This is a genomic window from Sphingomonas sp. SAFR-052 (assembly GCF_051965015.1).
GTDB lineage: Bacteria > Pseudomonadota > Alphaproteobacteria > Sphingomonadales > Sphingomonadaceae > Sphingomonas.
In genome coordinates this window covers 43,591-69,138 of the sequence record NZ_JBQCMO010000011.1, presented here as the reverse complement: position 1 = coordinate 69,138, position 25,548 = coordinate 43,591, and the positions used below count along the sequence as shown (strand labels likewise).

Below are 25,548 nucleotides of genomic sequence, written 5' to 3'. Positions count from 1 at the left end.
GCCTATTGTCATCATGCTCTAAGCTTGCCTCTCCGTCTCCCGGCGAGCGAAGGGGCCTAACTTGGCGTCAGCGTCACCACCGTTTGCGTCGCCGCCAATGGGATCGTCTTGAAGCCGCGCGCTAGCGAGCCCCGATCGACACGATAGGCAGTCCCGCCCGCCGGTGCCTCGATCGACAGATGCGCATTGGGCGTCGTCGCGCTGGCCGGGTCGAGCGTCAGTTCGATGCGGCGCGTCGCCGGCAGCCAGCGGGCACGCGCGATCGTGCCGGCAGCCAGCGTGATCCATTGCCCGGCGGGCGCGACGAACAGGCGGGTGCGCGCCCCGTCGCGCGGTTCGATCGTGATCGCTTGCGGAGCCTCGCGCACGATGCCGCCGAACCCCAGCCAGCCGAAGGTCGCGTCCTGCACCAGATAAGTCGCGGCGGCATAGGCATGGCCGAAATAGCCCATGCCGTAATCGCCGCTATAGGCATCCCAGCGCATCATGTCGGGTTCGGAGTGGAAGGCGGCGGAGGCGAAGCCGTCGCGATCGACATTGGTGATCCCGCCCATGAACCCGCCATAGGCGACGCGCAGCAGATGCAGGTCGGCCGGATTGCGGCGATAGGCATCGAACAAAGGCACCGCGTTCAGCGCCGATCCGTAATGGTGGAGCTGGCGCTCGATCCGCTGGACCTTTCCACCGTAGAGAAAGTCCCAATAGCGGCGGGCATTGCCGTTATAGCCCCAGTGCGGAACGGTCGGGTCGTAGCCGAGGATGACCTCGCGGGTGACTGCCGCCTCCTTCGCATGGCCGAAATGCTGCATCCATGCATAGACTTCGGGCTGGCCGGTCGAATCCCACGCCATCTCGCTGCCGAACGGATAGGCGAGGGTGCGCCAATGGTCGGCCCGCGCGCGCATGCGGCGTTCGATATCGTCGGCCTCGGGGGTCATTCCCTCGCGCCGCAGGTCGGCGAGGATGTCGAGGAACACCTCACCCTCCATCTGCCCGAACTGCGCATAATGCGGCGCGTCGCGCAGCATCGCGATCGTGGTGCGATAGGCATGGTCGAGGTAGAAGCGCCAGTCGTGGCGCGTGACCAGCCCGGCATGATGCCGCGCGAGCCGGTACAGCACCCAGTGCCCGATCGCGACATGCGGATAATTGTACGACCGGCCGAGATCGTCGGCCTGTTTGCGGTCCCACGATGCCCAGGTCGACCAGTCGATGCGCTGGTCGTAAGCGTTGGGGAACGCCTTCGGATCATAATAGAACAGGCTCTTCTTCACGCCGCCGCCTGGCACCTGCAACTTGCCGAGCACGGTTTCGTCGACCATGCGTTCGAGCTTCGCGACCTCGACCGCGTCGGGATGGTCGAGTTGCTTCATCATCGCCGCGACCCATGCGCCGGCGCCGCCCTCGTCGCTCATCCCCGCGATCCAGACGCGCTGGTCCTGCGTGACGATGCGGTTCTCGTCGCGGTCATAGGTCAGGATGGCGGGCGCGCGGCGGAACGGGTCGCGGGTGTCGTCAAACCATTGGCGGGTGGTCGCGAACTGGCCGAGATCGGCGGATACCTGATCGAGCGGCTTGGTGACGTAATAATGGACGCTCTGTACGCTGCCATCGGCATAGGTGATCGCGACCCGCGCCCGGCCCCATCCGGTGCCGGTGACCCGCCAGCGATGCCAGCCGCGCGGGCCGGCGACCTTCGTCAGCGTCAGCGCATCGGCGGGGGTGACGCTGACCTGCCGCACCGCCTGCGGCGATCGGACGAACAGGTCGGCGGGGCTGTCGGTCGGGACGACATAGCCGGGCAACCCGATGGCAAGCGGGCGGCGCTCGGTGACCAGCGTCCCCTCGATGTTGCGGATCGAGGGTGCGGTGACGAGGCGGACGCCGATGCTGCGCACCGCGCCCGGCGCCAGCGTGAAGCCGGTGGCCGGGTTCCAGGGCTGGCCGGCATCGCCCATGCCACCGCTGGCGACCATCCAGTCGTAGAAGCCCTCGAACGTCTGCTGGCGCGGGGTGCGATCGGTGAAGATATCGCCGGCGGGCGCGCGCTTGGCATCGTGCAGGATGCGATATTGTTCGAGCGGGGTGCGGCCATCGGGCAGGACCAGCAGCGCCGGCCCCTTGCCGTTCAGCCGCGTGACCTGAAGATAGCCGGCATCATTGCCGATATAGGGATCGACGAAACTGGCCTTCGCATGCGCCGCCTCCAGCGTGCGGTCGGTGATGATGTTGTCGAACACCATCGGCATGCCGAGCGCGCCGATCTCGACCGGGGTCGTGCCCCGGTTGCGCAGCGTGAAGCGCAGCACCAGCGCCCCCCGGTCGCGCAGCCACGTCCGCTCGACGGTCAGCGGCAGGCGCTCGCCCATCGTCGCGGTCATGTCGGCGCGGGCGATCACGGTACCGCCGGGCGGCAAGGCGCGGACCGCGACGCGGTGCCGTGCCGAGGAGAAGTCGCGCCATGCGCCACCCGCCGTCCGCAGCCGCAGATGCAGGTCGCCCAACTGGACGAAGCCGTCGCCCTGCCGTTGCTGCGCGCGATCGCCAAGGGCGAAGTCGAACCCCGGTTCGGCGCGTGGGGAGAGGTGCAGCAGCGTCTGGCTGGCAGGGTCGAGCGTGACGGTCAGGTCGCCGACGCCATGGCGGACGGGGGCGGGGGCAACGGCCGGGAGCATCGCCCCGGTACCAAGGAACGCGCCGCCCAAATAAAGTGCCCATTGCCGCATAACGCTGCCTCTCCCGTCGACCAATCGGTTGACTCCAATAACCATTGCCCTATCGTATACGATATTATCGGGAGATGGAAATGCTGGTTGGTCGTCGTGCGTTTCTAATGTCGTCGGCGACGTTGCCGATGTTCGCGCTGCCGGCGGCGGCGCGCACCATGGCGGCGATGCCGGCAACCGCCAAGCCGTTTCCTCTGTCGGCGGTGCGGCTGCGCCCGTCCGATTACGCGCGCGCGGTCGAGGTCAACCGCGCCTATCTGCTGCGGCTGTCACCCGACCGGCTGCTGCACAATTTCCACAAGTTCGCCGGCTTCGTGCCGAAGGCGCCCGTTTATGGCGGGTGGGAAAGCGACACGATCGCGGGGCATACGCTCGGCCATTATCTGTCGGGGCTGGCGCTGACCCATGCCCAGACCGGCTGTACCGACTGCGTCACCCGCGCGACCTATATCATCGCCGAACTGGCGCGGTGTCAGGCGGCGCAGGGCGACGGCTATGTCGCGGGCTTCACCCGCAAGCGCAAGGACGGGACGGTCGTCGACGGGAAGGAGATTTTCCCCGAGATCATGCGCGGCGACATTCGATCGGCCGGATTCGATCTGAACGGCTGCTGGGTACCCTATTACAACTGGCACAAGCTCTATACCGGTCTGTTCGACGTCATCGACCATATCGGCCCGAACGAACAGGCGATGGCGATTGCTGTCGCACTGGGCGGCTATATCGACCGGGTGTTCGCCGCGCTCAGCGACGATCAGGTGCAGGCGATGCTGGCCTGCGAATATGGCGGGCTGAACGAGAGTTTCGCCGAACTTCACGTCCGGACCGGCGATGCGCGCTGGCTGCGGCTGGCGGAGCGGATCTACGACAAACGCAACCTCGACCCGCTGACGCAGAAGCGCGACCAGCTGGCGAATTTCCATGCCAATACGCAGGTGCCCAAGCTGATCGGGCTGGCGCGGCTGCACGAGATCACGGGGAAGGCCGAGCCGGCGACCGCGGCGCGCTTCTTCTGGGAACGGGTGACCCGCCATCACAGCTATGTGATCGGCGGCAATGCCGACCGCGAATATTTCAGTGCGCCGGACACGATCGCACAGCACATCACCGAACAAACCTGCGAACATTGCAACACATACAACATGCTCAAGCTGACCCGGCATTTGTACGGCTGGCAGCCTGACGGTGCGTTGTTCGACTTCTACGAGCGCGCGCATCTCAACCATGTGATGGCGCAGCAGGAGCCGGTGAACGGCGGTTTCAGCTATATGACGCCGCTGATGACCGGGGCGAAGCGCGACTATTCGGCGCGCGATGGCGAGGAATTCTGGTGCTGTGTCGGCACCGGCATGGAAAGCCACGCCAAACATGGCGAAAGCATCTTCTGGACCGGTGACGATATGCTGATCGTCAACCTCTACATCCCCGCCGATGCGACCTGGGGGGCGCGCGATGCGACGCTGGGGCTTGAGACGGCTTATCCGTTTGACGGGGCGGCGACGCTGACCTTTGCGACGCTGGGCAGGCCGGGACGCTTCCCGGTCGCGCTGCGGGTGCCCGGCTGGGCGAAGGGGCGCGAACTGCTGGTCAACGGCAAGCCGGTCGAGGCGGCGTCGGCGGGCGGCTATGCGATCGTCACGCGGCGCTGGCAGGCGGGGGACCGGGTGACGATCCGCCTGCCGCTCGACCTGCGGATCGAGGCGACCCCGGGCGATGCGCAGACGATCGCGGTGCTGCGCGGGCCGCTGGTGCTGGCCGCCGATCTGGGCCGCGCCGATGGCGAATGGGACAAGCCCGATCCGTCGATGGTCGGCGACGACCTGCTCGCCGGATTTGTGGCGGTCGCGCCGGAGGCGGCGTAATATGCGACGCGCGGGGTGATCCGCCCCGGCGACCTGAATTTCGTACCCTTCTACCGCCAATATGACCGGCGATCGGTGGTGTATTTCAAGCGGTTCACCGATGCGCAGTGGCAGGTCGAGGAAGCCGCGTTCCTTGCCGAACAGGCCCGGCAAAAGGATCTGGCGGCGCGATCGGTCGACGTCATGCATCTGGGCGAGATGCAGCCCGAGCGCGATCATGCGCTGACGTCGGACATATCGTATCCGGTCGTCTATCGCGGTCGCAACGGCCGCGATGCGCGCAGCGGCGGCTTCTTCGAATTCACCATGGCGGTGAAGCCCGGGCCGCTGGTGCTGCAGGCGATCTATTGGGGTGACGAGCGCAAGCGCAGCTTCGACATATTGATCGACAATCAACGGATCGCGACCCAGACGCTCGACGCCGACCGGCCGGGCGCGTTCTTCGACGTTGAATATCCGGTGCCCGAACCGCTGACCCGAGCCAAGCGGCAGGTGAAGGTGCGGTTCGTGCCGCATGACAAGAACAGCGCCGGGCCGGTGTTCGGCGTGCGGCTGTTCACCGCCAAGCCGGGATCGGTCGCGTGAGCGACGCGCAGGTGCGCATGACGCTGGCGGAGGTGCGCGACTATGCGCGCGCCACGCTGACCCGGGTCGGACTGGCACCGGCGCATGTCGCGGCGGTTGCCGAGACGATCGTCGCGGGCGAGCGCGACGGCTGCGGCGCGCACGGGCTGTACCGGTTGCTGGTCGCCGCCCATTCGGTCGCGAGCGGGGTGGTGGTGCCCGATGCGGTGCCGGTGCTGGAGCAACGCGCGGCGGGCGTCGTCCGGGTCGACGGGCGCGGCGGCTTTGCGCAGCTGGCGTTCGAGACCGGACGCGATGCGCTGGTCACGGCCACGCGCGCGAACGGGATCGCGGCGCTGGCGATCAACAACGTCGTGCATTTCGCCGCCCTGTGGCCGGAGGTCGAGGCGCTGGTCGAGCACGGGCTGGTCGCGCTGGCGGTGACCGCCAACCATGCCTGGGTCGCGCCGGCGGGCGGTACGCAGCCCGTGTTCGGGACCAATCCGATCGCGTTCGGCTGGCCGCGTGCCGGTGCCGCGCCGTTCGTGTTCGATTTTGCGACCAGTGCGATCGCGCGCGGTGAGATCGAACTGCATCGCCGCGCCGGAAAACCGGTGCCGGCGGACTGGGGCCATGCCCCCGACGGCAGTGACACGACCGATGCCGCGGCGGTGCTGGCCGGCGCGATGCGGACGTTCGGCGGGCACAAGGGGTCGGCACTGGCGCTGATGGTCGAACTGCTCGCCGGGCCGCTGATCGGCGACCTGACCAGCGCAGAATCGATCGCCTGGGACGGCGGGCGCAAGGGATCGCCGCTGGGCGGCGAACTGATCCTCGCGCTCGATCCCGCCGGGTTCCTGGGCGAGGCGGCAGCGGCCGAGATGGCGCGTGCGGAAAGCGTTTTCGCCGCGATCGAGGGGCAGGGCGCCCGCATATCGGGCGCGCGCCGCCACGCGCTGCGCCCAATCAGCGACCGCGACGGGGTGTCGGTGTCGCGCGCGCTGCTGCGCGATATCGATCAGGTAACGGGGGACAGGGCATGACGATCACACTGGCACTGGCGCTGTCGATCGCGGCACCGGCCGTGGCGCAACCGGTCGCGACCGTCGCCGCGCCACCGAGCGACACGGCGTTCCGGCAATTGTCCGAGCGCGAATATGCGTGGCGCAAGACGCTGACCGGTCCCGGCGAGGATGCCCCGACCAGCAAGAACGCGACGCTGCCCGATGTCGGCCCGGCGGCGCAGGCGCGCATGACGCAGCGCTGGACCGAGACGCTGGCAGCACTCGACCGGATCGATCCAGCGACGCTCGGTAGCGCGGCCCGCGACGACTATACTGTCTATCGCGCGCAGATCGCGGCGCTGCTCGCCCGGCAGCGGTTCCGCGATTACGAAAAGCCGCTGAATGCCGATACCAGCTTCTGGATGGACCTGGCGGGCATGGCGCGCGAGGCGTATCGCGACGAGGCGGCGTTGCGGCTGTACCTGTCGCAACTGGCCAGCGTTCCGCGCTATTTCGACCAGCAGATCGCGAACATGCGCGCCGGGTTGCAGCGTGGTTTCACGCCGCCGCGCGTGACGCTGCAAGGCCGCGATGCGGGCGTGCGCGAGGTGGTGCAGGCGGGTGCGAGCGAGGCATCCCCCTTCTACGCGCCGTTCCGGACCTTGCCCGCCACGATCCCGACCGCGCGACAGGACGCGCTGCGCGCCGAGGCGAAGCGGGTGATCGCCGAGGCGGTGGTGCCGGCGCATGCGAAGCTGATGGCGTTCCTGCGCGACGATTATATCCCCCATGCGCAGGAGAGGCTGGCGGCGTACGACCTGCCCGACGGGCGCGATTACTACCGGTCGAAGGTCCGCGAATATGTCACCCGCGACCTTCCACCCGAGGAAATCCATGCGATCGGCCTTAGCGAGGTCGCCAAGATTCGCGCGCGGATGCAGACGGTGATGACGCAGGTCGGATGGCAGGGCGACCTGCCGTCGTTCCTGAACCATCTGCGCACCGATCCGCGCTTCTATGCAAAGACCCCGCAGGACCTGCTCGACCGCGCCGCGTGGATCGCCAAGACGTTCGACGGCAAGGCGGCGACCTATTTCGGGCGGCTGCCGCGGATGCGCTTCGCGATCAAGCCGGTCGCGCCCGATATCGCCCCCTTCTACACCAGCGGCCGGGGCGGGCCGGGCATCTATCTGGTCAACACCTACGACCTGCCGTCGCGCGGACTCTATTCGCTGCCCGCGCTGACGCTGCACGAAAGCGCGCCGGGTCATGCCTTCCAGATGCCGTTCGCGATGGAGCTGACCAACCTGCCCGAATATCGCCGCAACGAATATATCTCGGCTTATGGCGAGGGCTGGGCGCTGTACAGCGAGGCGCTGGGCGAGGATATGGGGATGTACGAGACGCCCTATGACCTGTTCGGGATGCTGTCCTATCAGATGTGGCGCGCGGCGCGGCTGGTGGTCGATACCGGCATCCATTCGAAAGGATGGACGCGCGAACAGGCGCAGGCATTCCTGCGCGACAATACCGCATTGTCGAACCATGAGATCACGACCGAGGTCGATCGCTACATCGCGTGGCCGGGACAGGCGCTGAGCTATTATATGGGCGAGCTGGCGTTCCTCGACGCGCGGGCGAAGGCGCAGAAGGCGCTCGGCGACAAATTCGACTATCGCGCGTTCCACGACGCGATGCTGAGCCTGGGGTCGGTACCGCTGCCGATGATCGACGCGCGGGTCGACCGCTTCATCGCCGATGGGGGCAAGGGGCCGTACCCGCTGCCCTAGCAAATCTCCGCCGTCGTCTTGGGTGGGTCGCCGGGCGGTACGCGCGCCGGATGGCGGTAGAAGACATCGCCGGGCAGGCGGTGGCGGTCGCCATAGACCTGCGCCAGCAGCGCGAACAGCGTCGGGTCGTAGCGTTGCAGGTCCTCGTCGTTGAGCAGCCGCTGCCCGTCGACGACGATCAGCCGGTTGGTGTTGAACCAGAGCTGCGTCCCCTCCGCCCAATATTCGTCGAGCGTGGTCGCGGCATATTCGCCGCGCCATGCCCCGCGCGCCATCGCTGCGGCATAGGCGCGCTCTAGCGCGGCATAGAGCGCCGTATCGCGCTGCCGGATAGCGGCGAGGATCGCGTGCGAGAATTCGTGGACGAAATTGTTCTCGCCATAATACCAGGTGCCGGGCGTGCCGATCAGGTTTTCGGCCGGGGCGGTGGTCAGTTGCCCGCCCATGCCGCGCGCGCGGTTGTTCCAGTAATCGCGGTCGCTCAGCCGCCCGATCCGTTCGGCATAATGTTTGCGCTCGCACGTCGTCAGGCGCGGATCGTCGGCGGCGGGTTTGGTCCAGTGGCGCTGTTCGGGCAGGTCGACCAGCCCCTCGGTCAGGGCGATGATCGCGACGCGATAGCCCGATGCTGCCATCCAGCGGCGCAGGTCGGGGCGGTCGGCCAACATGGCGACGGCGATGTCGCGCGCGAACAGCAGTGCGTCGTCGGGGACCTTGGCGGACGACACGATCGGAATGCCGCCGGCATCGACATGGCGGGTGTAGAAGGGGTCGAGCCGCAGCGCCGGCGGCGGCGGGCCGATCGTCGCCGCCGCATAGCGACCGGGCGCGGCGGCCACCGGCACCGCGACCGCCGCCAGCAGCAGCGCGACCAGCGACCTCATTCGAACGGGCGGTCGATCGATGGCTGCGGCTGGGTGAACCATGCCGCGCCGGTTTCGGTCACATGGAAATGATCCTCCAGCCGGATGCCGAAGCGGTCGGGGACCACGATCATCGGCTCGTTGGAAAAGCACATGCCGGGTTGGAGCGGCGTGCGGTCGCCGCGGACCAGATAGGCCGGCTCGTGGATCGACATGCCGATGCCGTGGCCGGTGCGGTGCGGCAAGCCGGGCAGGCGATAATCGGGGCCTAGCCCCTCGCACACCAGCACCGCGCGGGCGGCGGCGTCGACGTCTTCGCACGGGACGCCGGGCGCGGCGGCGGCGAAGGCGGCGGCCTGCGCGGCGTGCTCGATGTCCCAGATCGCGCGGACTTCGTCGGCGACGGGGCCGAAGGCATAGGTGCGGGTGATATCGCTATGATAGCCGCCGACGCGGCAACCGGTATCGATCAGCACCAGCTCGCCCTCCTGCAGCGCGCGGTCGCCGGGCAGGCCGTGGGGGAAGGCGGTGGCGCGACCGAACTGGACGATGCAGAAATAGGAGGGTCCGCCACCGATCGCGCGGTGGGCGGCGTCGATGAAACGAACGACGTCGCTGGCGAGGATGCCGGGATGCAGGATGCGCGCGGCGGCGGCCTGCACTGCGAGCGTCATGTCCTTGGCGCTTTGCAGCAGCGCCAGTTCGGCGGACGACTTGACCATGCGGCAGCCATCGATCGCCGGGGCACCGTCGGTCAGGGTCAGGCCGTGTCGCGCCAGCTTCTGCCCCCAGGCGAAGGGGAGCAGCGGATCGACGGCGAGCGTGGCGCTGGCGGGCAGGGCGTCCTTGACCAGCGCGGTCGGGTCTGCATCCTCCTCCCACAAGAGCAGGTCGGCGGCGATGCCCAGATCGGCCTCCAGCGTGCCGCGCTCGAATGCCGGACACACGACGCGCGGGGTGCCGGTGACCGGCAGCAGCAGCGCGACCATGCGCTCGCTGGCACCCCATGGAATGCCGGTGAAATAATCGAGCGACGCGCCGGTATGGACCAGCAGCGCATCGGCACCGGCCCGTGCGGTCATCGCGCGGGCGCGCTCGATCCGCTCGGCGCGTTCGGCGGGGGTGATCGCCGGGGCGGGGGCAAAGGGCCGGATCGCGGCGAGTTCGTGGGCCGCGGTCGATCCGCCGATGGTCATGCTGGTCTCCTGTCGAACCGCGGCGCAGCGGTAGTTGAACGCCGCTATCTCTAACGACGATCGTGGTCAGCGCCAGCCCGCTCGGCCCCGATCAGCGGGTCAGGCGCGAGGTCCTGATCGCCCGCTGGAACAGCGTGGTCAGCGCCTTCGATATATTGCCGTTGGTCGACACTTCGAAGAACAGACTGTCCGACGCACAGGTCCGCAGCGCCGGCGCGACATCAGGCAGCTTCCCCACTACATTGTCGATCGACCACCGGTCGTAATTGATCGACTCGGGGGTGTAGGTGGTGTAGAGGACCGCGATCCGCACTCCGCGCGCCTTGATGGCGTCGCACTGGTCGGTCGTTATCGCGCCTAGTTGCTGACCATTGGCATTCTCGTTGCGCATGCCGTCGGTGATGAGGAACAGCACTGCCTTCGGCCGATCGCCGGGCACGCGGCGGCCGTTGCCGGGATTGTCGGTGATCGCGGCGTTCAGTTTCGCCAGCGATCGGCCATGTTCGGTCTGTATATTCCAGTTGCCGGCCCCCTTCCTGATCGCGACGGTCTGCGCGGTCGCGGCCTTCGCGCGGACATCGGCGAAATCCGAAGACGGGGTAGCGCCGGTCAGTGCCCGATAGTTGCGCGCCCGATCGAAGGTCGCGAGGTAGAAGCGATATGCCGCGCCGTTCGACTTCGCTTCGGTTTCCGCCTCCGTGACGACGTCGGCGACTGCGCGTTTGCCGGCATCGATCCGCAGTTCGATGTTGTTGGCATGGGCGAAAGTGTAATAGTCGATGACATTGCCGTTGTCGTCGCGAATGTTCGGATTTCCGGGATTGGTCTGGTGACAGGCGAAGGCGCAACCATCGGGTTCATCTTCCCAAACGGTTTTCGACCTTAGGAAATCGATGCCGGCGGTGGTGGTCGGCAACGCCATCGACGACGATACGTCGAGCATGACGTAGAAGTCGGTGTCGGGTGCCGTGCTCGCCTCTGCGGTGGCGGTTCCCTGCACGGTCAGGGTCGGCGTCCCGAGGATGCTGCTGAAACTGTTGAGCGACTGGCCGCGATAGGTGACCGTCGCGGTGCGCAGATAGCCTTCGGTCGGCGACGAGGATTCGGTGACATGGACCATCACCTGCGCCGGGTCGGCGAAGTTGAACGGAATGATTCCTGTCACGGTCTCGGCCTGTGCCTGGAACATGATCCGCGCCTGCGCTTCGGCATCGGCCAGCGGCTTGTCCATCATCGACAGACTGGTCGCCGACAGCGCCGCCGCGTCGGCCGCCGCATTCAGATCGGTCTGGATGCGCATGGCGGTGCCGTAATCGATTGCCATGCCGGTCGCAAAGGTGATCGGCACCAGCGCGAACCCGAACAGCATCAGGATGTTGCCGCGGCGGTCGGAACGCAGCCGGGCGAGAAAGGCGGACAGATGCATCGATCGGCTCATGTCAGGGTGATGGTCGCGGAGCGGCGCGGAAGCAGCCAGAGCGCGTCCGAAAAGGTGATCCGGTCAAAATAGTTCGGGAGCACCGAGTCGTACCGGTAGGCAGACTGGCTGAGGATGAACACCATGTTCGGCCGGCGATAGGCGGGTGGAATGGCCCAGGCCCAGTAACGTCCCTCGGGGATCGGGCCGGCGTTGCGCGCTCGACTCCAATCGACCCGGAACACCTTGCCATCGCTTTCCACTGTGATCTGCGTCACGCGAAGGCGGACCGGTTCGGTCGCATAGGGTGTCAGGATCTGGGTGGAAGCGGCCATCAGCCCATCGAGTTCGGCGGTGCGCAGCGTGCGATATTGCGACGTCAGATCGCCAACCGCGCGGGTCATGATCGTCACCTTGCGCTGCGCGGTGAGCGCATCGCTCAGCTGGTAACCGCCGACGAACAGCATCAGCAGGACCGGCAGCACGATCGCGAATTCGATCAGCGCCGCCGCGCGCCGGTCGCGCCACAGGGTGTATAGCCGGGTCATGCGTAGGGCTCCGACTTGAACACCATCGTCCCGATGATCGACCGCGACCCATTCGCCTGATTGCTGAGGTCGAGGCCGAGCGGCAGGGTGCCGAGCGGCCAGTCGTAGATCAGCCGCAGGACCACGACCGCGCCTGCACCGCCGGGGTCGAAGCGGGTGGTGTCGGTCGCGATGCCGCTGGCGTCGAAGTCGAGTCCGCCGGACACCGTGCCAACGCTGGCCAGGTCCGGCACCTGTCGCACGTCGACATACAGGTGTTCGCATTGCAGGAAGGCGGGAAGCTCGGCACAGGCCTGCCCCCGAAACACGTCGCGGGTGGTGCCGGTGGGAATCTGCCCGGTCAGCACGCGCCGGGCGACGCTTTCGGCCGCGGTCTGGATGCTGTGCTGGACGAAAAAGACCAGCGCGATCTGCAACGTTCCGATAAGCAGCGTGAGGAAGGCGGCGGCGCACAAGCCGAACTCGAGCGTCACCGCCCCGCGTCGGTCACGAGGGATGCGCTGAATCGGATCGGCGATGGCGGCATGGCGACGATGCATGCCGCAACAAATGTCTTTTAATCCTTAAGAATGGACCAAATATGGTAGACGTTTTTAGCATCCTTTCGGATGAGCAGCACATCGCCGCGCGACGAACCCGATTGCACCGAGCGTACAGATTCGCCGAAAGTCCTGTGTATAATGTTGGATATAAACGATTCCGTCCTGCATATTGCGTTTTAAGATGCTCTGGGTCGGTTTGACCGGTGCTAACGTTCGCCCGAAACGAGATGCCCGTCGCGGTGAAGCGACCTACAATGCGACAGAAAGGCGGCGGCGGCCGGCGACAGCGAGCGGTGCCGCAGATACGCGATGCCGATTTTCCGCTCGACGGCCGGTTTCTCCAGCGGGCGCCAGGCAACCGCAGGGTTCGCGAGCATCGTGATCGTGGAGTGGGGCAGAACCGTCACGCCCAGCCCGGCGGCAAGCAGGCCACCCATCGTCACCAGTTGCGAGACTTCGTACAGGGGACGGACCGTAATCCCCGCGCGCAGCAGCGCGGCGTCGGACATGGCCCGTACGCTGCTGCTGCTCGCCATCGCCAGGAACGGCGCCTCCGCAAGCGTCGACCACGGTGCTTCGCCCGCAATGTCGAACGGCGATCCCGACTGGAATGCCAGGACGCAGCGATCGGCGAACAGCGGTTCGAACCGGTAATCGGGTTCGTCCATTTCGGTAACGAACGCCAGATCGATCTGGCCATCGCGAAGCTGGCGGTAGAGCGCGCCGGCGATGTCGTCGCGGATCACGATTTCGACTGAGGGACTGCCGGCGATGTAGCTGCGGATGACACGCGGCAGCGAGGCGGCGGCGAAGGACGGCAACGCCCCGATCACGATCCGCCCGCGCATGCCGGTCAGGTCCTTGGACAGCGTGGCGAACGCATGGTCGAAATCGGCGATCAGCCGCTCGACCGTCGGCAGCAACATCGCGCCGGCGCTCGTCAACTCGACATGGCGTGAACTGCGGTCGAACAGGCGGACGCCCATATCGTCCTCCATCAACCGGATCGTCCGGCTGAGCGCGGGTTGCGACAGATTCGCCGACCGGGCGGCTTCGCTGAAACTGCGGGTGCGCGCCACCGCCATGAACAGACGCAGCGTCGCCAGATTGGGAGTGCGGCTCATCCGGTCCTCTTATTTCATCAATCAGCTTTGCGTATCGATCGATGCCAACATTCTATTTTTATAATCATACAGAACGATTGATAACCCGTCGAGCGGACGGAACCGGCGGCAACAGCCGGATCGCCCGACCAGAGCCGACGTCCAGTCGGCCGTCCTCACAGGGGAGGTTTCCATGCAAGGTCGTACGACTTGTTTCACGCGCACCAGCCTGACCGCCTTGGCGCTTGGGCTCACATCGCCTGCCATTGCCGGCACATCGGCCATTGGCGGGCAGGACGGCTCGGCTGGCCTGCCCACGCCCGCGATCGATCCTGCGCAGACGACGAGCGCGCAGGATCCTGCCGCCGGTGCGAGTGTCGCGGGATCGCCCAACGCCCCGAGCGGCGTCGCTGGCGATGCGGGCGACGATGTCGATCAGCAGGGCGCGCTGTCGAACGATGCCCGTACCGGCGAAGGCCCCGATATCGTCGTCACCGGCACCAACATTTCGGGTGTGAAGGCGGTCGGCAGCGAGGCGGTGACGCTGACGCGAGAGACGATCATCGCCAGTGGGGTCGCGTCGGTCGCCGATGCGGTCAACACGCTGCCGCAGGTCCGTAACCTCGGCGATTTCCGCGAAGGCGGGACGCAGGGGTCGTACAACTCGCAGCAGGGTTCGGCGATCAACCTGCGCGGCCTCGGGGCGCAGGCGACGCTGACGCTGGTCGATGGTCACCGGGTCGTCGGCACCGGCGCTGCATCCAACTTCACCGAGGCCAATCAGGTGCCGATCGCCGCCGTCGCCCGGATCGAAGTGATCGCCGACGGCGCTTCGGCCATCTATGGTTCGGACGCGGTGGCCGGTGTCGTCAATTTCGTGCTGCGCAAGGATTTCGACGGGATCGAGGCATCGAACCGCGTGACCAACCAGTCGGGCGGTTTCCAGATCCAGCCGTCGATCACCGCGGGCACGACGTGGAGCGGCCTTGGCGGGTTGGGCTCGGGCAATGTGCTGGTCAGCTACGAATATACGCACCGCGATCCGTTCCTGCGGGCCAAGAACCGCTTCCTGTTCAACGATCTGCGGCCGTTCGGCGGGCCGGACAACCGGCTGAACGGCACCACTGCCACGCTGGCGGGTCCCGCCAACATCTATGTCCAGAATGCCAACGGATCGCAGAACCCGGTGCTGCCGCGAGCGGGTTTCTATACCTATTACGGGCTGCCGCAGGGGGCGAATGTCGGGCTGCGCCCCAGCGACCTGCTGGTCAATCAGCCGAACCTGACTGACAATGCCTATTATAACGACTATACCGGGCGGCTCGACCGGCATCAGGTGTCGCTGTTCGCCAACCAGGAATTCGGCCCGTCGATCGAGGCGTTCGTGCAGGGGACCTATTCGAACCGGCACACCTTTTCCCGGTCGCCGGCATCGGCGGTGCAGAATGTGACGCTGTCGCCATTCCTGTTCGACGCCAGCGGCGCGGTGACGGCGACGCGCAATCCCTATTATATCGCGGGCATTCCCGGCGTGGCGACGAACGCGCCGCTGAACGTGCAGTATAGCGCGCTCAAGGATATCGGTTCGAGCAACTTCGACAACCGGTCGGAAACCTATTCGATCACCGCCGGGGCGCGGGTGAAGCTGCCATGGAGTTGGCGGGCGGAGGGTTATTACACCTATGGTCGCGACGAGGCGTGCAATTACTGCCAGAGCGGGACGAACATCAATCCCAATGCCCTGCAATATCAGATCAATCTGGGCGCGATCAATCCGCTGAGCGCGCTGGCGCTGACGCCCGCGCAATTGGCCACCATCGCCGGCGACAATGTCCAGCGCAGCGGCAACGGGCTGGACAATGCGCTGGTCAAGTTCGACGGCCCGTTGTTCGCGGTCCCGGCGGGCAGCGTGCGCGCGGCGTTCGGCGGCGAACACAACAAGCAGTACAACTTCAACATCAACGGCGCGAACCGCAGCGCCACCAACGATTTCCTGCTCGACACCACGGCGGACAACAGCCGCCTGTCGCGTACGATCTGGTCGGCATTCGGCGAACTCTACGTCCCGCTGATCGGCGAGGAGATGGGCATCCCGCTCATCAAGAGCCTGACGATCGACGCTGCGATCCGGTACGACGATTATTCGGACGTCGGATCGACCTCCAATCCCAAGATCGGCGGGACATGGGTGGTGAGCGACATCTTCAGCCTGCGCGGATCATGGGGCACGTCGTTCCGGGCGCCGTCGCTGCCCGACGTCAATCTGTTCTCCTATTCGGCGGTCGGCGGCTTCTCCTTCTCGAACAACGATCCGCGGGTCGTGAACGGGGCGGGGCCGGGCTTCACCAACATCGGCGTCGTCGTCGGATCGAACCCCGAACTGCAACCGGAAAAGGCGACCAACTGGTCGGTCGGCGGCAATCTGAAGCTTGGCGACTTCACCGCCGAGGCGACCTATTACAATATCCGCTATACCGGCCGCATCCAGCAGCCCAATTCGATCGCAGCGTTCCAGGCCGGCGCCTATCCCGGCTATAACGGCTACAGCCAGTTCATCCTGCCGATCGCCAACCCCGGCGGCTGCGTAAATACCGATCCGGCGACCTTCGATCCGGTGCTGCGCACCTATCTCAGCCGCACGCTGCTATATGGCACGCTGCCCAATCCGTGCGCGGTCAACGTGCTGATCGACGGGCGTAACGCCAATCTGGCCGCAACGCGGCAGGACGGGCTGGATGCGTCGATCAACTATCTGCACAAGTTCGACGGGCTGACCGTAAACGCATCGGCCGCGGTCAGCTGGACGATCAGCAACGAGGAACAGGTCGTTGCCGGCGCCCCGTTCGTCGACCGGCTGGGCTATTACAACTCGCCGACCGAATGGCGCGGACGCGGTTCGCTCGGGCTGCTGTATCGCGGGGTCAGTGCCAATGCCTTCGTCAACTATATCGGTTCCTACCTGAACGACCTTGCGCTCGGCCCCATCGGCCAGTCGATACCGCTGCAAAAGGTCGATGCATGGACGACGGTCGACCTGACGCTGGGCTATGCCGCCGACCTGAAGGATGCCGGCACGCCGTTCAGCGGGTTCCGGACGTCGCTCACCATCCTCAATCTGTTCGACCGTGATCCGCCGATCGCGATCACGTCGAACGGCGCGTTCAACGGCGCCTATTCGAACCCGTTCGGACGGACGGCGACGATGCAGGTCACGTTCAATTTTTAAGGACTTGCCGTCGCATCGTGATCGGTTCCACGATGCGACGGACCGGTTTCACTCGAATACGAGGGCGGGGGGGGGGATGTTGGCATTCATCGGACTCGCGGCGATCGCGACGCTGCTCGCTGCCATCCTGTCCGGTCGGGTATCGCCGCTGGTTGCGCTGATCCTGATACCGGTAGCGGCGGCTGCGATCGCCGGGCTGGGCGATCAGGTCCCGGCTTATATCCTGACCGGGCTGGGCAAGATCGCGCCGGTCGCGGGGATGTTCATCTTCGCCATCCTGTTCTTCGGAGTGATGACCGATGCCGGACTGCTGGCTCCACTCGTCGGGTTCGTCGTGCGGATGGTCGGGAACAGCCCCGAACGGATCGCGCTTGGCACCGCGATGCTGGCGCTGCTGATCCATCTCGACGGGTCGGGGGCGGTGTGCTTCCTCGTGACCATCCCCGCGCTGCGCCCGGTCTATGACCGGATCGGCATGGACCGCCGGGTGCTGGCGTGCACCGCATCGATGGCGGCGGGGGTCAATTTTCTGCCCTGGACCGGGCCGACGCTGCGCGCCTCCGCCTCGCTCGGCGTGCCGACGTCGACGCTGTTCACACCGATGATCGGGGTGCAGCTGGTCGGGCTGGGGTTCGTCGGGGCGGCATCATGGTGGCTGGGGCGGCGCGAGCGGGTGCGGCTGGCGGGATCGTCGGCCTTCGATGCCGTCGAGGCCGAACTGGCGCCCGCCCCGCCGGTGGATGGCTGGCGGTTCGCGGTCAACATCGTCCTGACGCTGGCGGTGGTCGGCACGATGGTGTCGGGGCTGGTCGAACCGGTGGTCGTCTTCATGATCGGCACCGCGCTGGCGCTGCTGGTCAACTATCCCGGTGCCAAGGCGCAGCGCGAGCGCATCGACGCGCACGCCCATGCCGCACTGCTGATGGCAAGCATCCTGCTGGCGGCAGGGGTCTTCACCGGCGTGATGACCGGTTCGGGCATGATCGGCGCGATGGCGGCGGCGGGGGCGGGGCATCTGCCGGCGGCGGTCGGCGGGCATCTCGCCGCGATCCTCGCCGTCGTGGCGATGCCGCTCAGCCTCGTCTTCGATCCCGATTCCTTCTACTTCGGCGTGCTGCCGGTGATCGCGGAAATGGGGGCCGGGTTCGGCATCCGCCCCGAGGAGATCGGCCGCGCCGCGCTGCTGGGGCAGATGACGACCGGCTTTCCGATCAGCCCGCTGACGCCCGCCACCTTCCTCGTCGCGGGGTTGAGCGGGATCGAACTAGGCGCACACCAAAGGTTCGCGATCCCGTGGCTGTTCGCCGCCAGCCTGGTGATGACCGTCGCCGCGTTGCTGATCGGGGTGATCCCGCTATGATGAGCGAGCGGCTGCAACGGGATTTCGTGCGGATCGGGGCCGGGTCGGGCTTTGCCGGCGACCGGATCGAACCCGCCATCGAACTGGTCGAGCGGGGCGAGCTCGACTTCCTCGTCTTCGAATGTCTTGCCGAACGCACCATCGCGTTGGCACAGGAACGGTTGCAGGCCGATCCGGCGGACGGGTTCGACCCGATGCTGGTTGAACGGATGCGGCGCGTCCTGCCCGCCGCCGCCGCACGCGGCGTCCGGATCATCACCAATGCCGGGGCGGCCAACCCGATCGCCGCCGCCCATGCCGTCGCCCGCGTCGCCCGTGAACTGGGCCTGCCCGACCTGCGGATCGGCGCCGTGACCGGCGACGACGTGCTGGCGGTGCTGGCCGACAGCGATCCGCCGCTGATCGACGGGGCGGGGACGGTCGCCGCGCTGCGCGACCGGATGGTATCGGCCAACGCCTATCTGGGCGCGGATGGCATCGTCGCCGCGCTCGATGTCGGGGCCGATATCGTCATCACCGGGCGGGTCGGCGATCCGTCGCTGTTCCTCGCCCCTTTGATTCACCGCTTCGGCTGGTCGCCCGACGACTGGGACCGGATCGGGCGCGGCACGCTGGTCGGGCATCTGCTCGAATGCGCAGGGCAGTTGACCGGCGGCTATTTCGCCGATCCGGGGCGCAAGGACGTGGCCGGCCTCGCCCGGCTCGGCTTTCCCTTCGCCGATGTCGATGCGAATGGCGATGCGCTGCTCGGCAAGGTCGCGGGGTCGGGCGGGCTGTTGTCGGTCGCCACCTGCACCGAACAACTGCTCTACGAGATTCTCGACCCCGCCGCCTATCTCCAGGCCGATGTCACCGCAGACTTCAGCCGGGTGCGCTTCGAACAGGTCGCGGCCGACCGGGTCGCGGTATCGGGCGGCGCGGGGCGGACACAGCCGGCCTCGCTGAAGGTATCGATCGGTTACGACGACGGCTTTATCGGCGAAGGGCAGATTTCCTATGCCGGGCCGGGCGCGATCGCGCGCGCGCGGCTGGCGCTCGACATCGTGCGCGAACGGCTGGCGCTGACCGGCGCGGACGTTCGTGAGATTCGCTGCGACGTCATCGGGCTGGACGCGGTGACACGGACGGCGGACGACTGTGGTGACGGCGGCGGCGAGGTTCGCGCGCGGATCGTCGGACGCAGCCCGAGTGCGGCGGGCGCTCAGGCGATCGGCGCGGAGGTCGAGGCGCTCTATACCAACGGGCCGTTCGGCGGCGGCGGCGTCAGCCGCGGCATCCGCCGGGTGGTCGCGATCGCCTCCTGCCTGATCCCGCGCGACGCGACCGCGCCAAAGCTGCACATCGTGGAGGCCGGCGATGCTGCTGCGTGATCTGGCCCATGTCCGCACCGGCGACAAAGGCGATATCTCGCAGATTTCGGTCATCGCCTATCGCGCGGCCGACTATCCGCGGATCGCGCGGGCGCTCGATGCGGCACGGGTCGGTGCGGCGCTCGGCGTGGCCGCAGGATCGGTCCGCCGCTACGAAGTGCCGCAGCTGGGCGCGCTGAATTTCGTGCTGGAGGGGGCGTTGAGCGGTGGCGTCACCCGTTCGCTGGCGCTCGACGCTCATGGCAAGACGCTGGGCGCGCATCTCCTCGCCCTCACGATCGGGGAAGAGGAATGAGGGGCGCGGGCTGGCTGGCGCTTGCGCTGATCGCCTTGCCGACCATGGCCGAGGCGCGGGTAACGCGGATCGTGGTCGAGCGCAGCGAACCGGCGGGCGACGGCTTCACCCTGCTGCGCGGCCGCTATGAAGGCGAACTCGACCCCAACGATCCGCACAACCGCATCATCACCGACCTGTCGGCGGCGCCGCGCAGCGCGCGCGGAACGGTGGTCTATGGCGCGACCTTCGCGATCGTCCGGCCGAACGATCCGACGCGGGCCAGCGGCGTGCTGTTCTACGACGTGCCCAATCGCGGCAACGCCCGAATCGAACCCGACCCCTCCGGCCACATCCGGGTCATCAGCGGCTGGCAGGGCGATATCGCGCCGCAACCGGGGGTACAGACCGCGACGGTGCCGATCGCCGCTGGACTGACCGGGCCGGTCCTGCAACGCTTCGTCGGCGTCGCGGCGGGCAGCGCGAGCGTGCCGATCGTCGGTGGCATCGTCCGCCCGGTCGCGCGTCCGCTGCCAGTGTCGCTCGATACGCGCGCGGCGCGGTTGTGGATGCAGACGGCGGATGGCGCGCCGTTGATCCCGATCGCGGCGGGCGACTGGGCATTCGCAGATTGTCGCACCCGCCCCTTTCCGGGGACGCCGGACCCGCGGCAGCTCTGCGTCCGCGGCGGCTTCGTCGCGGACCGGGCCTATACGCTGGTCTATACGGGGCGCGATCCGCAGGTGCTGGGCATCGGCTTTGCGGCGGTCCGCGATCTGGTCGCGTTCCTGCGGCATGGATCGCGCGACGACCATGGCAATGCCAATCCGGTCGCCGGTCTCGTCCGCTGGCCGATCGTCACCGGCACGTCCCAATCGGGCAATTTCGTCAAGAGCTTCCTGCATCTGGGCTTCAATGCCGATGAATCCGGGCGGCGGGTATTCGACGGCGCCAACCCCGATATCGCTGCGCGACAGGTGCCGCTCAACATCCGCTTCGCCGTGCCGGGTGGTGCCGCCGACCTGTTCGAACTGGGCAGCGAGGGTGCGCTGTGGTGGAGCCGCTACCATGACCGGACGCGCGGGCGCGGTACCTCCAGCCTGCTCGACCGGTGCCGCGCGAGCAACACCTGTCCGAAAATCATCGAGACGATCGGCTCGGCCGAAATCTGGGGCTTGCGACTGGCGCCGGGACTGGTCGGCACCGATGCCCGTCGCGACCTGCCGCTGCCCGCGGATGTCCGCCGCTATTATTTCGGATCGGTCACCCATGGCGGGTCGCAGCGCGGCGGCTTTCCGCTGGCCGGCGAAGCGACCCCGCCGGGCTATCCGCCCTGCGCGCTGCCGCTGAACCCGGTGCGGACCGCCGATGTCCGCCGGGCCCTGCTCGCCCGGCTGGTCGAATGGGTCCGCGACGATCGTGCGCCGCCCGACAGCCGTTATCCGACGATCGCCGCCGGCACGCTGGTGCGACCCGATGCGGCGGCGATGGGATGGCCGGCGATACCGGGCGTGCCGTTGCCGCAGACCGCGCTGAACCGCATGCTGGATTACGATGTCGGGCCGCAGTTCCGCTATGCCGACGAAAGCGGCGTGGCGTCGCGCCAGCCACCGCGCATCCGCCGCATCCTGCCGGCCCGCGTGCCGCGCGTCGACCGCGACGGGAACGAGGTCGGCGGTGTCCCGCTGGTCGCGCTGGCGGTACCGATCGGTACCTATACCGGCTGGAACGTCCGCACCGCCGGCTATGGCCGTGGCGGGTCGTGCGGCTTTATCGGCGGCTTCGTGCCCTTCGCCCGGACCGAGGCGGAGCGGCGGCAGCGTAGCGATCCGCGTCCGTCGCTGGCGGCACGCTACGGCGACCATGCAGGCTTCGTCGCACAGGTCCGCGCCGCCGCAGAGCGACAGGTACGCGACGGCTGGCTGCTGCCCGAGGATGCCGCCCGCACGATTGCAGAGGCGGAGGCCAGCGATGTCCTGCGCTGATCCCGTCCGCCTTGCCGGTATCGCCACGGCGATCGCGACGCTGCTGACCGGATCTCTCGATGCGACCGCCCGATCCTGTGCCGCACTCGCCGGACGAGAGACGACGGTGACCGAGGCTGACGGCGTCTGCCGGGTGAGCGGGGTGCTGCGGCCGGTCGCCGGGTCGCGGATCGGGTACCAGCTATGGTTGCCGTCGCGCACTGCGTGGAGCGGACGGATGGTGATGCTCGGCAATGGCGGCTATTCGTCGCGGCTGCCGCTGGCGGCGATGACCGAGCAATTGTCGCGGGGCGCAGCGGTGGTCGCGACCGATACCGGCCATGACGGCGACGATCCAGATTTCGCGCTGGGCCGGCCGCAGGCGATCGTCGATTGGGGCTGGCGCGCGGTCCATGTGAGCGCGGTTGCCGCCCGTCGCGTGACCACGCGCTATTATGGTCGCGCGCCGCGCTATCGCTATTTCAACGGCTGTTCGACCGGCGGGCATCAGGCGCTGATGGAGGCGCAGCGCTTTCCGCGCGATTTCGACGGGATCGTGGCGGGCGCGCCGGGTGCGGCGCGGGTCCGGCTGAATGCCGCGTTCCTGTGGCAATATCGCGCCAACCATGAAGCGGGCGACGATGCCCACCCGATCCTTGGCCAGCGCGAACTCGCGTTGCTGCAACGAGGCGCGCTGGCGACCTGTCGGGTCGGCAATGGTGCCGCCGCGGGCGGCCTTGCCGGCGATGACTGGCTGAACGATCCCGCCGCCTGCCGCTTCGATCCCGGCGTCCTTGCGTGCGCACCCGGCCGGGCCGAACCGTGCCTGTTCGCCCAACAGGTCGCCGCCGCCCGCCTAATGTATCGCGGCGCAGTCGACCCGCGCAGCGGCGTGCGGGTTACCAACCCGTGGCTGCCGGGCAGCGAAGCGGGCTGGGCGGCCTATCTGTCCGATGGCGGGCGACCGCAGCCGGCGCGGACCGGCTTCTGGCGGGTATGGGCCTTTGCCGATCCGGCATGGTCGTGGTGGCGGTTCGATTTCGGCCGCGACCTCGATCGCGTTCGTCGCACCCTGTCGCCGGTGATCGATGCGGTCGACCCCAACCTTGCGCGCTTCCGCGCGTCCGGCGGCAAGCTGCTCCACTATCACGGTCTAGCCGATCCGGTGGTGTCGCCGCTCGACTCCACCGAATATCACGCAAAGGTCGCCGCACTAACGCCGACCGCCGACTGGTATCGCCTGTTCCTCGCTCCCGGCATGGGCCATTGCGGCGGTGGTCCGGGCTTCACGCGCTTCGATCCGCAGCAGGCGATCGAGGCGTGGGTCGAACGGGGACATGCGCCCGACCGGCTGATTGCCCGCCCGACCGATCCGGCGGCGAACGCCACCCGCCCGCTCTGCCCCCACCCGGCGCGCGCCGTCCATATCGGCGGCGACCCGGCATCGGCGGACAGCTTCGCCTGCCGCCGCACGACCGACAAGAACCAGAACAGCGAACCGAGGGAGAAGACCGCTTGAAACCCCTGCTGCCCATTGTCGCGGGTATCGCGCTTGCCGCGCCGGTGCCGATGACGGCCGTCGCCCAGACGGCGCCGGTCGCGACCGGCCCGTGGATGGACGCCAGCCGGCCGACCGAGGCGCGCGTCGCCGCGCTGCTGGCGACGATGACGCCGGAGGAGAAGCTGACGCTGATCTTCGGCCAGTTCGCCACCGACTTTCCCCCCAAACAGTTCACCGCCCCCGCCGGTGCACGCGAAGGGTCGGCGGGCTATGTCCCCGGTATCCCCCGGCTCGGCATCCCGGCGCAGTGGCAGGCCGATGCCGGGATCGGCGTCGCCAGCCAGGGCGGGGCCAAGCGCAAGCGCGAACGGACCGCGCTCCCCTCCGGCCTCGCCACCGCCGCCACCTGGAACCCGGACCTCGCCAAGCGTGGCGGGGCGATGATCGGGGCGGAGGCCCATGCCTCGGGCTTCAACGTCCTGCTCGGTGGAAGCGTCAACCTAACGCGCGAACCGCGCAACGGGCGCAATTTCGAATATGCCGGCGAAGACCCGTTGCTCGCGGGCACCATGGCGGGCGCGCAGATCGCCGGCATCCAGTCGCAGCACGTCATCTCGACCATGAAGCATTTTGCGCTGAACGATCAGGAGACCGATCGCAACGCCGGCAATGCGGTGATCGACCCGAAGGCGGCGCATCTGTCCGACCTGCTCGCCTTCGAAATCGCGATCGAGCGCGGCGATCCCGGCGCGGTGATGTGCGCCTATAACCGCGTCAACGGGCCGTTCTCGTGCGAAAATCCGTGGCTGCTGACGAAGGTGCTGCGCGACGAGTGGGGCTTCAAGGGCTATGTCATGTCCGACTGGGGCGCGACCCATTCGACCGAGGCGGCATCGGCGGCGGGGCTCGACCAGCAATCGGGCTATCCCTTCGACGTGAAGCCGTTCTTCGGCGAGGATATGCGCCGCGCGATCGCCGAGGGGCGGGTGCCGCCCGCGCGGATCGACGCGATGGTCGGGCGCATCCTATATGCGATGCTGCGCCACGGACTGTTCGACCAGCCGGTAACCGCCGCGCCGTTCGACCTACCCGCCGACATGCTGGCGCGCAACGGTGCGGTCAGCCGCGCCGATGCGGCGGAGGCGATCGTGCTGCTGAAGAACAGTGGGAACGTCCTGCCACTGGCGGCGAGCGCGAAGCGGATCGTGGTGATCGGCGGCCATGCCGACAAGGGTGTGCTGGCGGGCGGCGGATCGTCGCTGGTCTATCCCAAGGGGGGCAATGCCGTTCCGGGGTTGCAACCCACCTTCTGGCCGGGACCGGTGATGTATTATCCGTCCTCGCCGCTGGAGGCGCTGCGTCGTCGCCTGCCCGGTGCGACGATCGATTTCGTCGACGGCACTGATCGCGCGGCGGCGGCGGCCGCTGCCGCACAGGCCGACCTCGCCATCGTGTTCGCGACGCAATGGGCGGGCGAGGCGTTCGACGTGTCGCTGACGCTGGCCGATAATCAGGACGCGCTGATCGATGCGGTGGCCGGCGCCAATCGCCGCACCGTCGTCGTGCTGGAAAATGGCGGACCGGTGCTCACCCCCTGGGCGCCGCGCATCGCCGGCATCCTGACCGCCTGGTATCCGGGGACGGAGGGTGGGGAGGCGATCGCCGACGTGCTGACCGGGCGGGTCAATCCTTCGGGCCACCTGCCGATGACCTTCCCCGCCAGCCTCGACCAGCTGCCCCATCCGCAGCCGCCGGCAAAGGGCGAGTTCCGCTATACCGAAGGGGCGAGCGTCGGCTATAAATGGTTCGATGCGAAGGGGCTCGCCCCCGCCTTCGCCTTTGGCCACGGCCTATCCTACACCGACTTCCGCTACAGCGACCTGACCCTGACCGCGAAGAACGGCGCGATCGAGGCGCGGTTCAGGGTCGCGAACACCGGCCGCGTCGCCGGCAAGGCGGTGGCACAGCTCTATGCCGCCGCGCCCGGCTGGGAGGCACCCCGCCGCCTTGCCGGTTTCGCCAAGGTCGATCTGGCCCCCCGCCAGAGCCGTACGGTCAGCATCGCCGTCGATCCGCGATCGGTGTCCGATTACGACGTCGCGCAAAGCTGCTGGCGCCCGACGACCGGCCGCATCGGCTTCACGCTCGGCGGATCGTCCGCCGATCGCGCTGCGCAAGCCGATCTGACCCTCTCTGCCGCTGCGCTGAAGGGCGCCCGGCTCTGCCCCGCTTCCTGAC

General features: G+C 67.7%; 18 protein-coding genes. 11 read left to right on the top strand and 7 right to left on the bottom strand.

All coding sequences use genetic code 11. The annotated features are described in order from the left end of the window. Window positions 1-56: 56 nt before the first annotated feature. Window positions 57-2,675 carry a DUF5695 domain-containing protein gene (locus ACTHQV_RS16720; RefSeq protein ID WP_440491871.1) on the bottom strand — a complete coding sequence of 873 codons (2,619 nt, stop codon included), beginning with the start codon at window positions 2,673-2,675 and terminating at the stop codon, window positions 57-59. A 125-nt stretch (window positions 2,676-2,800) separates the two neighbouring features. Between ACTHQV_RS16720 and ACTHQV_RS16715 the strand changes: the two genes are divergently transcribed. The 4 genes from ACTHQV_RS16715 to ACTHQV_RS16700 are packed head-to-tail and all read left to right on the top strand — an operon-like array spanning window position 2,801 to window position 7,946. Next, the gene (locus ACTHQV_RS16715) at window positions 2,801-4,588 is read left to right on the top strand and encodes a glycoside hydrolase family 127 protein (protein ID WP_440491870.1); all 1,788 of its coding nucleotides are present in this window, start codon (window positions 2,801-2,803) and stop codon (window positions 4,586-4,588) included. A 15-nt stretch (window positions 4,589-4,603) separates the two neighbouring features. Then, window positions 4,604-5,173: a DUF6805 domain-containing protein gene (locus tag ACTHQV_RS16710; RefSeq protein WP_440491869.1), complete on the top strand. Its 570-nt coding sequence runs from the start codon at window positions 4,604-4,606 to the stop codon at window positions 5,171-5,173. A 17-nt stretch (window positions 5,174-5,190) separates the two neighbouring features. After that, a complete protein-coding gene (locus tag ACTHQV_RS16705; RefSeq protein ID WP_440491918.1) occupies window positions 5,191-6,195 on the top strand; it encodes an Ldh family oxidoreductase in 1,005 nt (334 codons plus the stop codon). Further along, window positions 6,192-7,946, top strand: coding sequence for a DUF885 domain-containing protein (locus tag ACTHQV_RS16700; RefSeq protein ID WP_440491868.1), 1,755 nt, complete (start codon window positions 6,192-6,194; stop codon window positions 7,944-7,946). Before ACTHQV_RS16705 ends, ACTHQV_RS16700 begins: the two co-directional genes overlap by 4 nt. Here the strand turns inward: ACTHQV_RS16700 and ACTHQV_RS16695 are convergent. The 6 genes from ACTHQV_RS16695 to ACTHQV_RS16670 form a co-directional block, all read right to left on the bottom strand. Then, window positions 7,943-8,830: a glycoside hydrolase gene (locus ACTHQV_RS16695; protein WP_440491867.1), complete on the bottom strand. Its 888-nt coding sequence runs from the start codon at window positions 8,828-8,830 to the stop codon at window positions 7,943-7,945. The two genes, ACTHQV_RS16700 and ACTHQV_RS16695, sit on opposite strands and share 4 nt — an antisense overlap. Then, a complete protein-coding gene (locus ACTHQV_RS16690; protein WP_440491866.1) occupies window positions 8,827-10,005 on the bottom strand; it encodes a M24 family metallopeptidase in 1,179 nt (392 codons plus the stop codon). The genes ACTHQV_RS16695 and ACTHQV_RS16690 overlap by 4 nt, the downstream gene beginning before the upstream one ends. Window positions 10,006-10,096: 91 nt before the next feature. Continuing rightward, window positions 10,097-11,443, bottom strand: coding sequence for a TadE/TadG family type IV pilus assembly protein (locus tag ACTHQV_RS16685; RefSeq protein WP_440491865.1), 1,347 nt, complete (start codon window positions 11,441-11,443; stop codon window positions 10,097-10,099). Next, window positions 11,440-11,970: a TadE/TadG family type IV pilus assembly protein gene (locus ACTHQV_RS16680; RefSeq protein WP_440491864.1), complete on the bottom strand. Its 531-nt coding sequence runs from the start codon at window positions 11,968-11,970 to the stop codon at window positions 11,440-11,442. The genes ACTHQV_RS16685 and ACTHQV_RS16680 overlap by 4 nt, the downstream gene beginning before the upstream one ends. Next, window positions 11,967-12,509, bottom strand: coding sequence for a TadE/TadG family type IV pilus assembly protein (locus ACTHQV_RS16675; RefSeq protein ID WP_440491863.1), 543 nt, complete (start codon window positions 12,507-12,509; stop codon window positions 11,967-11,969). Before ACTHQV_RS16675 ends, ACTHQV_RS16680 begins: the two co-directional genes overlap by 4 nt. A 209-nt stretch (window positions 12,510-12,718) precedes the next feature. Further along, window positions 12,719-13,636, bottom strand: a complete 918-nt coding sequence (locus ACTHQV_RS16670) for a LysR family transcriptional regulator (RefSeq protein ID WP_440491862.1) — start codon at window positions 13,634-13,636, stop codon at window positions 12,719-12,721. A 172-nt stretch (window positions 13,637-13,808) separates the two neighbouring features. On the opposite strand from ACTHQV_RS16670, the gene ACTHQV_RS16665 reads away from it, so the two are divergent. The 7 genes from ACTHQV_RS16665 (at window position 13,809) to ACTHQV_RS16635 (ending at window position 25,547) form a co-directional block, all read left to right on the top strand. Next, window positions 13,809-16,841 carry a TonB-dependent receptor domain-containing protein gene (locus ACTHQV_RS16665; protein WP_440491861.1) on the top strand — a complete coding sequence of 1,011 codons (3,033 nt, stop codon included), beginning with the start codon at window positions 13,809-13,811 and terminating at the stop codon, window positions 16,839-16,841. 76 nt (window positions 16,842-16,917) lie between these two features. Then, window positions 16,918-18,201 (top strand): CitMHS family transporter, encoded by a 1,284-nt coding sequence (locus ACTHQV_RS16660; RefSeq protein WP_440491860.1) that lies wholly within the window; start codon window positions 16,918-16,920, stop codon window positions 18,199-18,201. Beyond that, on the top strand, window positions 18,201-19,571 hold the full coding sequence (locus ACTHQV_RS16655) for an acyclic terpene utilization AtuA family protein (RefSeq protein WP_440491859.1): 1,371 nt from the start codon (window positions 18,201-18,203) through the stop codon (window positions 19,569-19,571). Before ACTHQV_RS16660 ends, ACTHQV_RS16655 begins: the two co-directional genes overlap by 1 nt. After that, window positions 19,558-19,866 carry an AtuA-related protein gene (locus ACTHQV_RS16650; RefSeq protein WP_440491858.1) on the top strand — a complete coding sequence of 103 codons (309 nt, stop codon included), beginning with the start codon at window positions 19,558-19,560 and terminating at the stop codon, window positions 19,864-19,866. The genes ACTHQV_RS16655 and ACTHQV_RS16650 overlap by 14 nt, the downstream gene beginning before the upstream one ends. Beyond that, window positions 19,863-21,830, top strand: a complete 1,968-nt coding sequence (locus ACTHQV_RS16645) for an alpha/beta hydrolase domain-containing protein (RefSeq protein ID WP_440491857.1) — start codon at window positions 19,863-19,865, stop codon at window positions 21,828-21,830. The genes ACTHQV_RS16650 and ACTHQV_RS16645 overlap by 4 nt, the downstream gene beginning before the upstream one ends. Beyond that, window positions 21,817-23,328, top strand: coding sequence for a tannase/feruloyl esterase family alpha/beta hydrolase (locus tag ACTHQV_RS16640; protein ID WP_440491856.1), 1,512 nt, complete (start codon window positions 21,817-21,819; stop codon window positions 23,326-23,328). Before ACTHQV_RS16645 ends, ACTHQV_RS16640 begins: the two co-directional genes overlap by 14 nt. Further along, window positions 23,325-25,547, top strand: coding sequence for a glycoside hydrolase family 3 C-terminal domain-containing protein (locus tag ACTHQV_RS16635; RefSeq protein WP_440491855.1), 2,223 nt, complete (start codon window positions 23,325-23,327; stop codon window positions 25,545-25,547). Before ACTHQV_RS16640 ends, ACTHQV_RS16635 begins: the two co-directional genes overlap by 4 nt. Window position 25,548 lies beyond the last annotated feature (1 nt).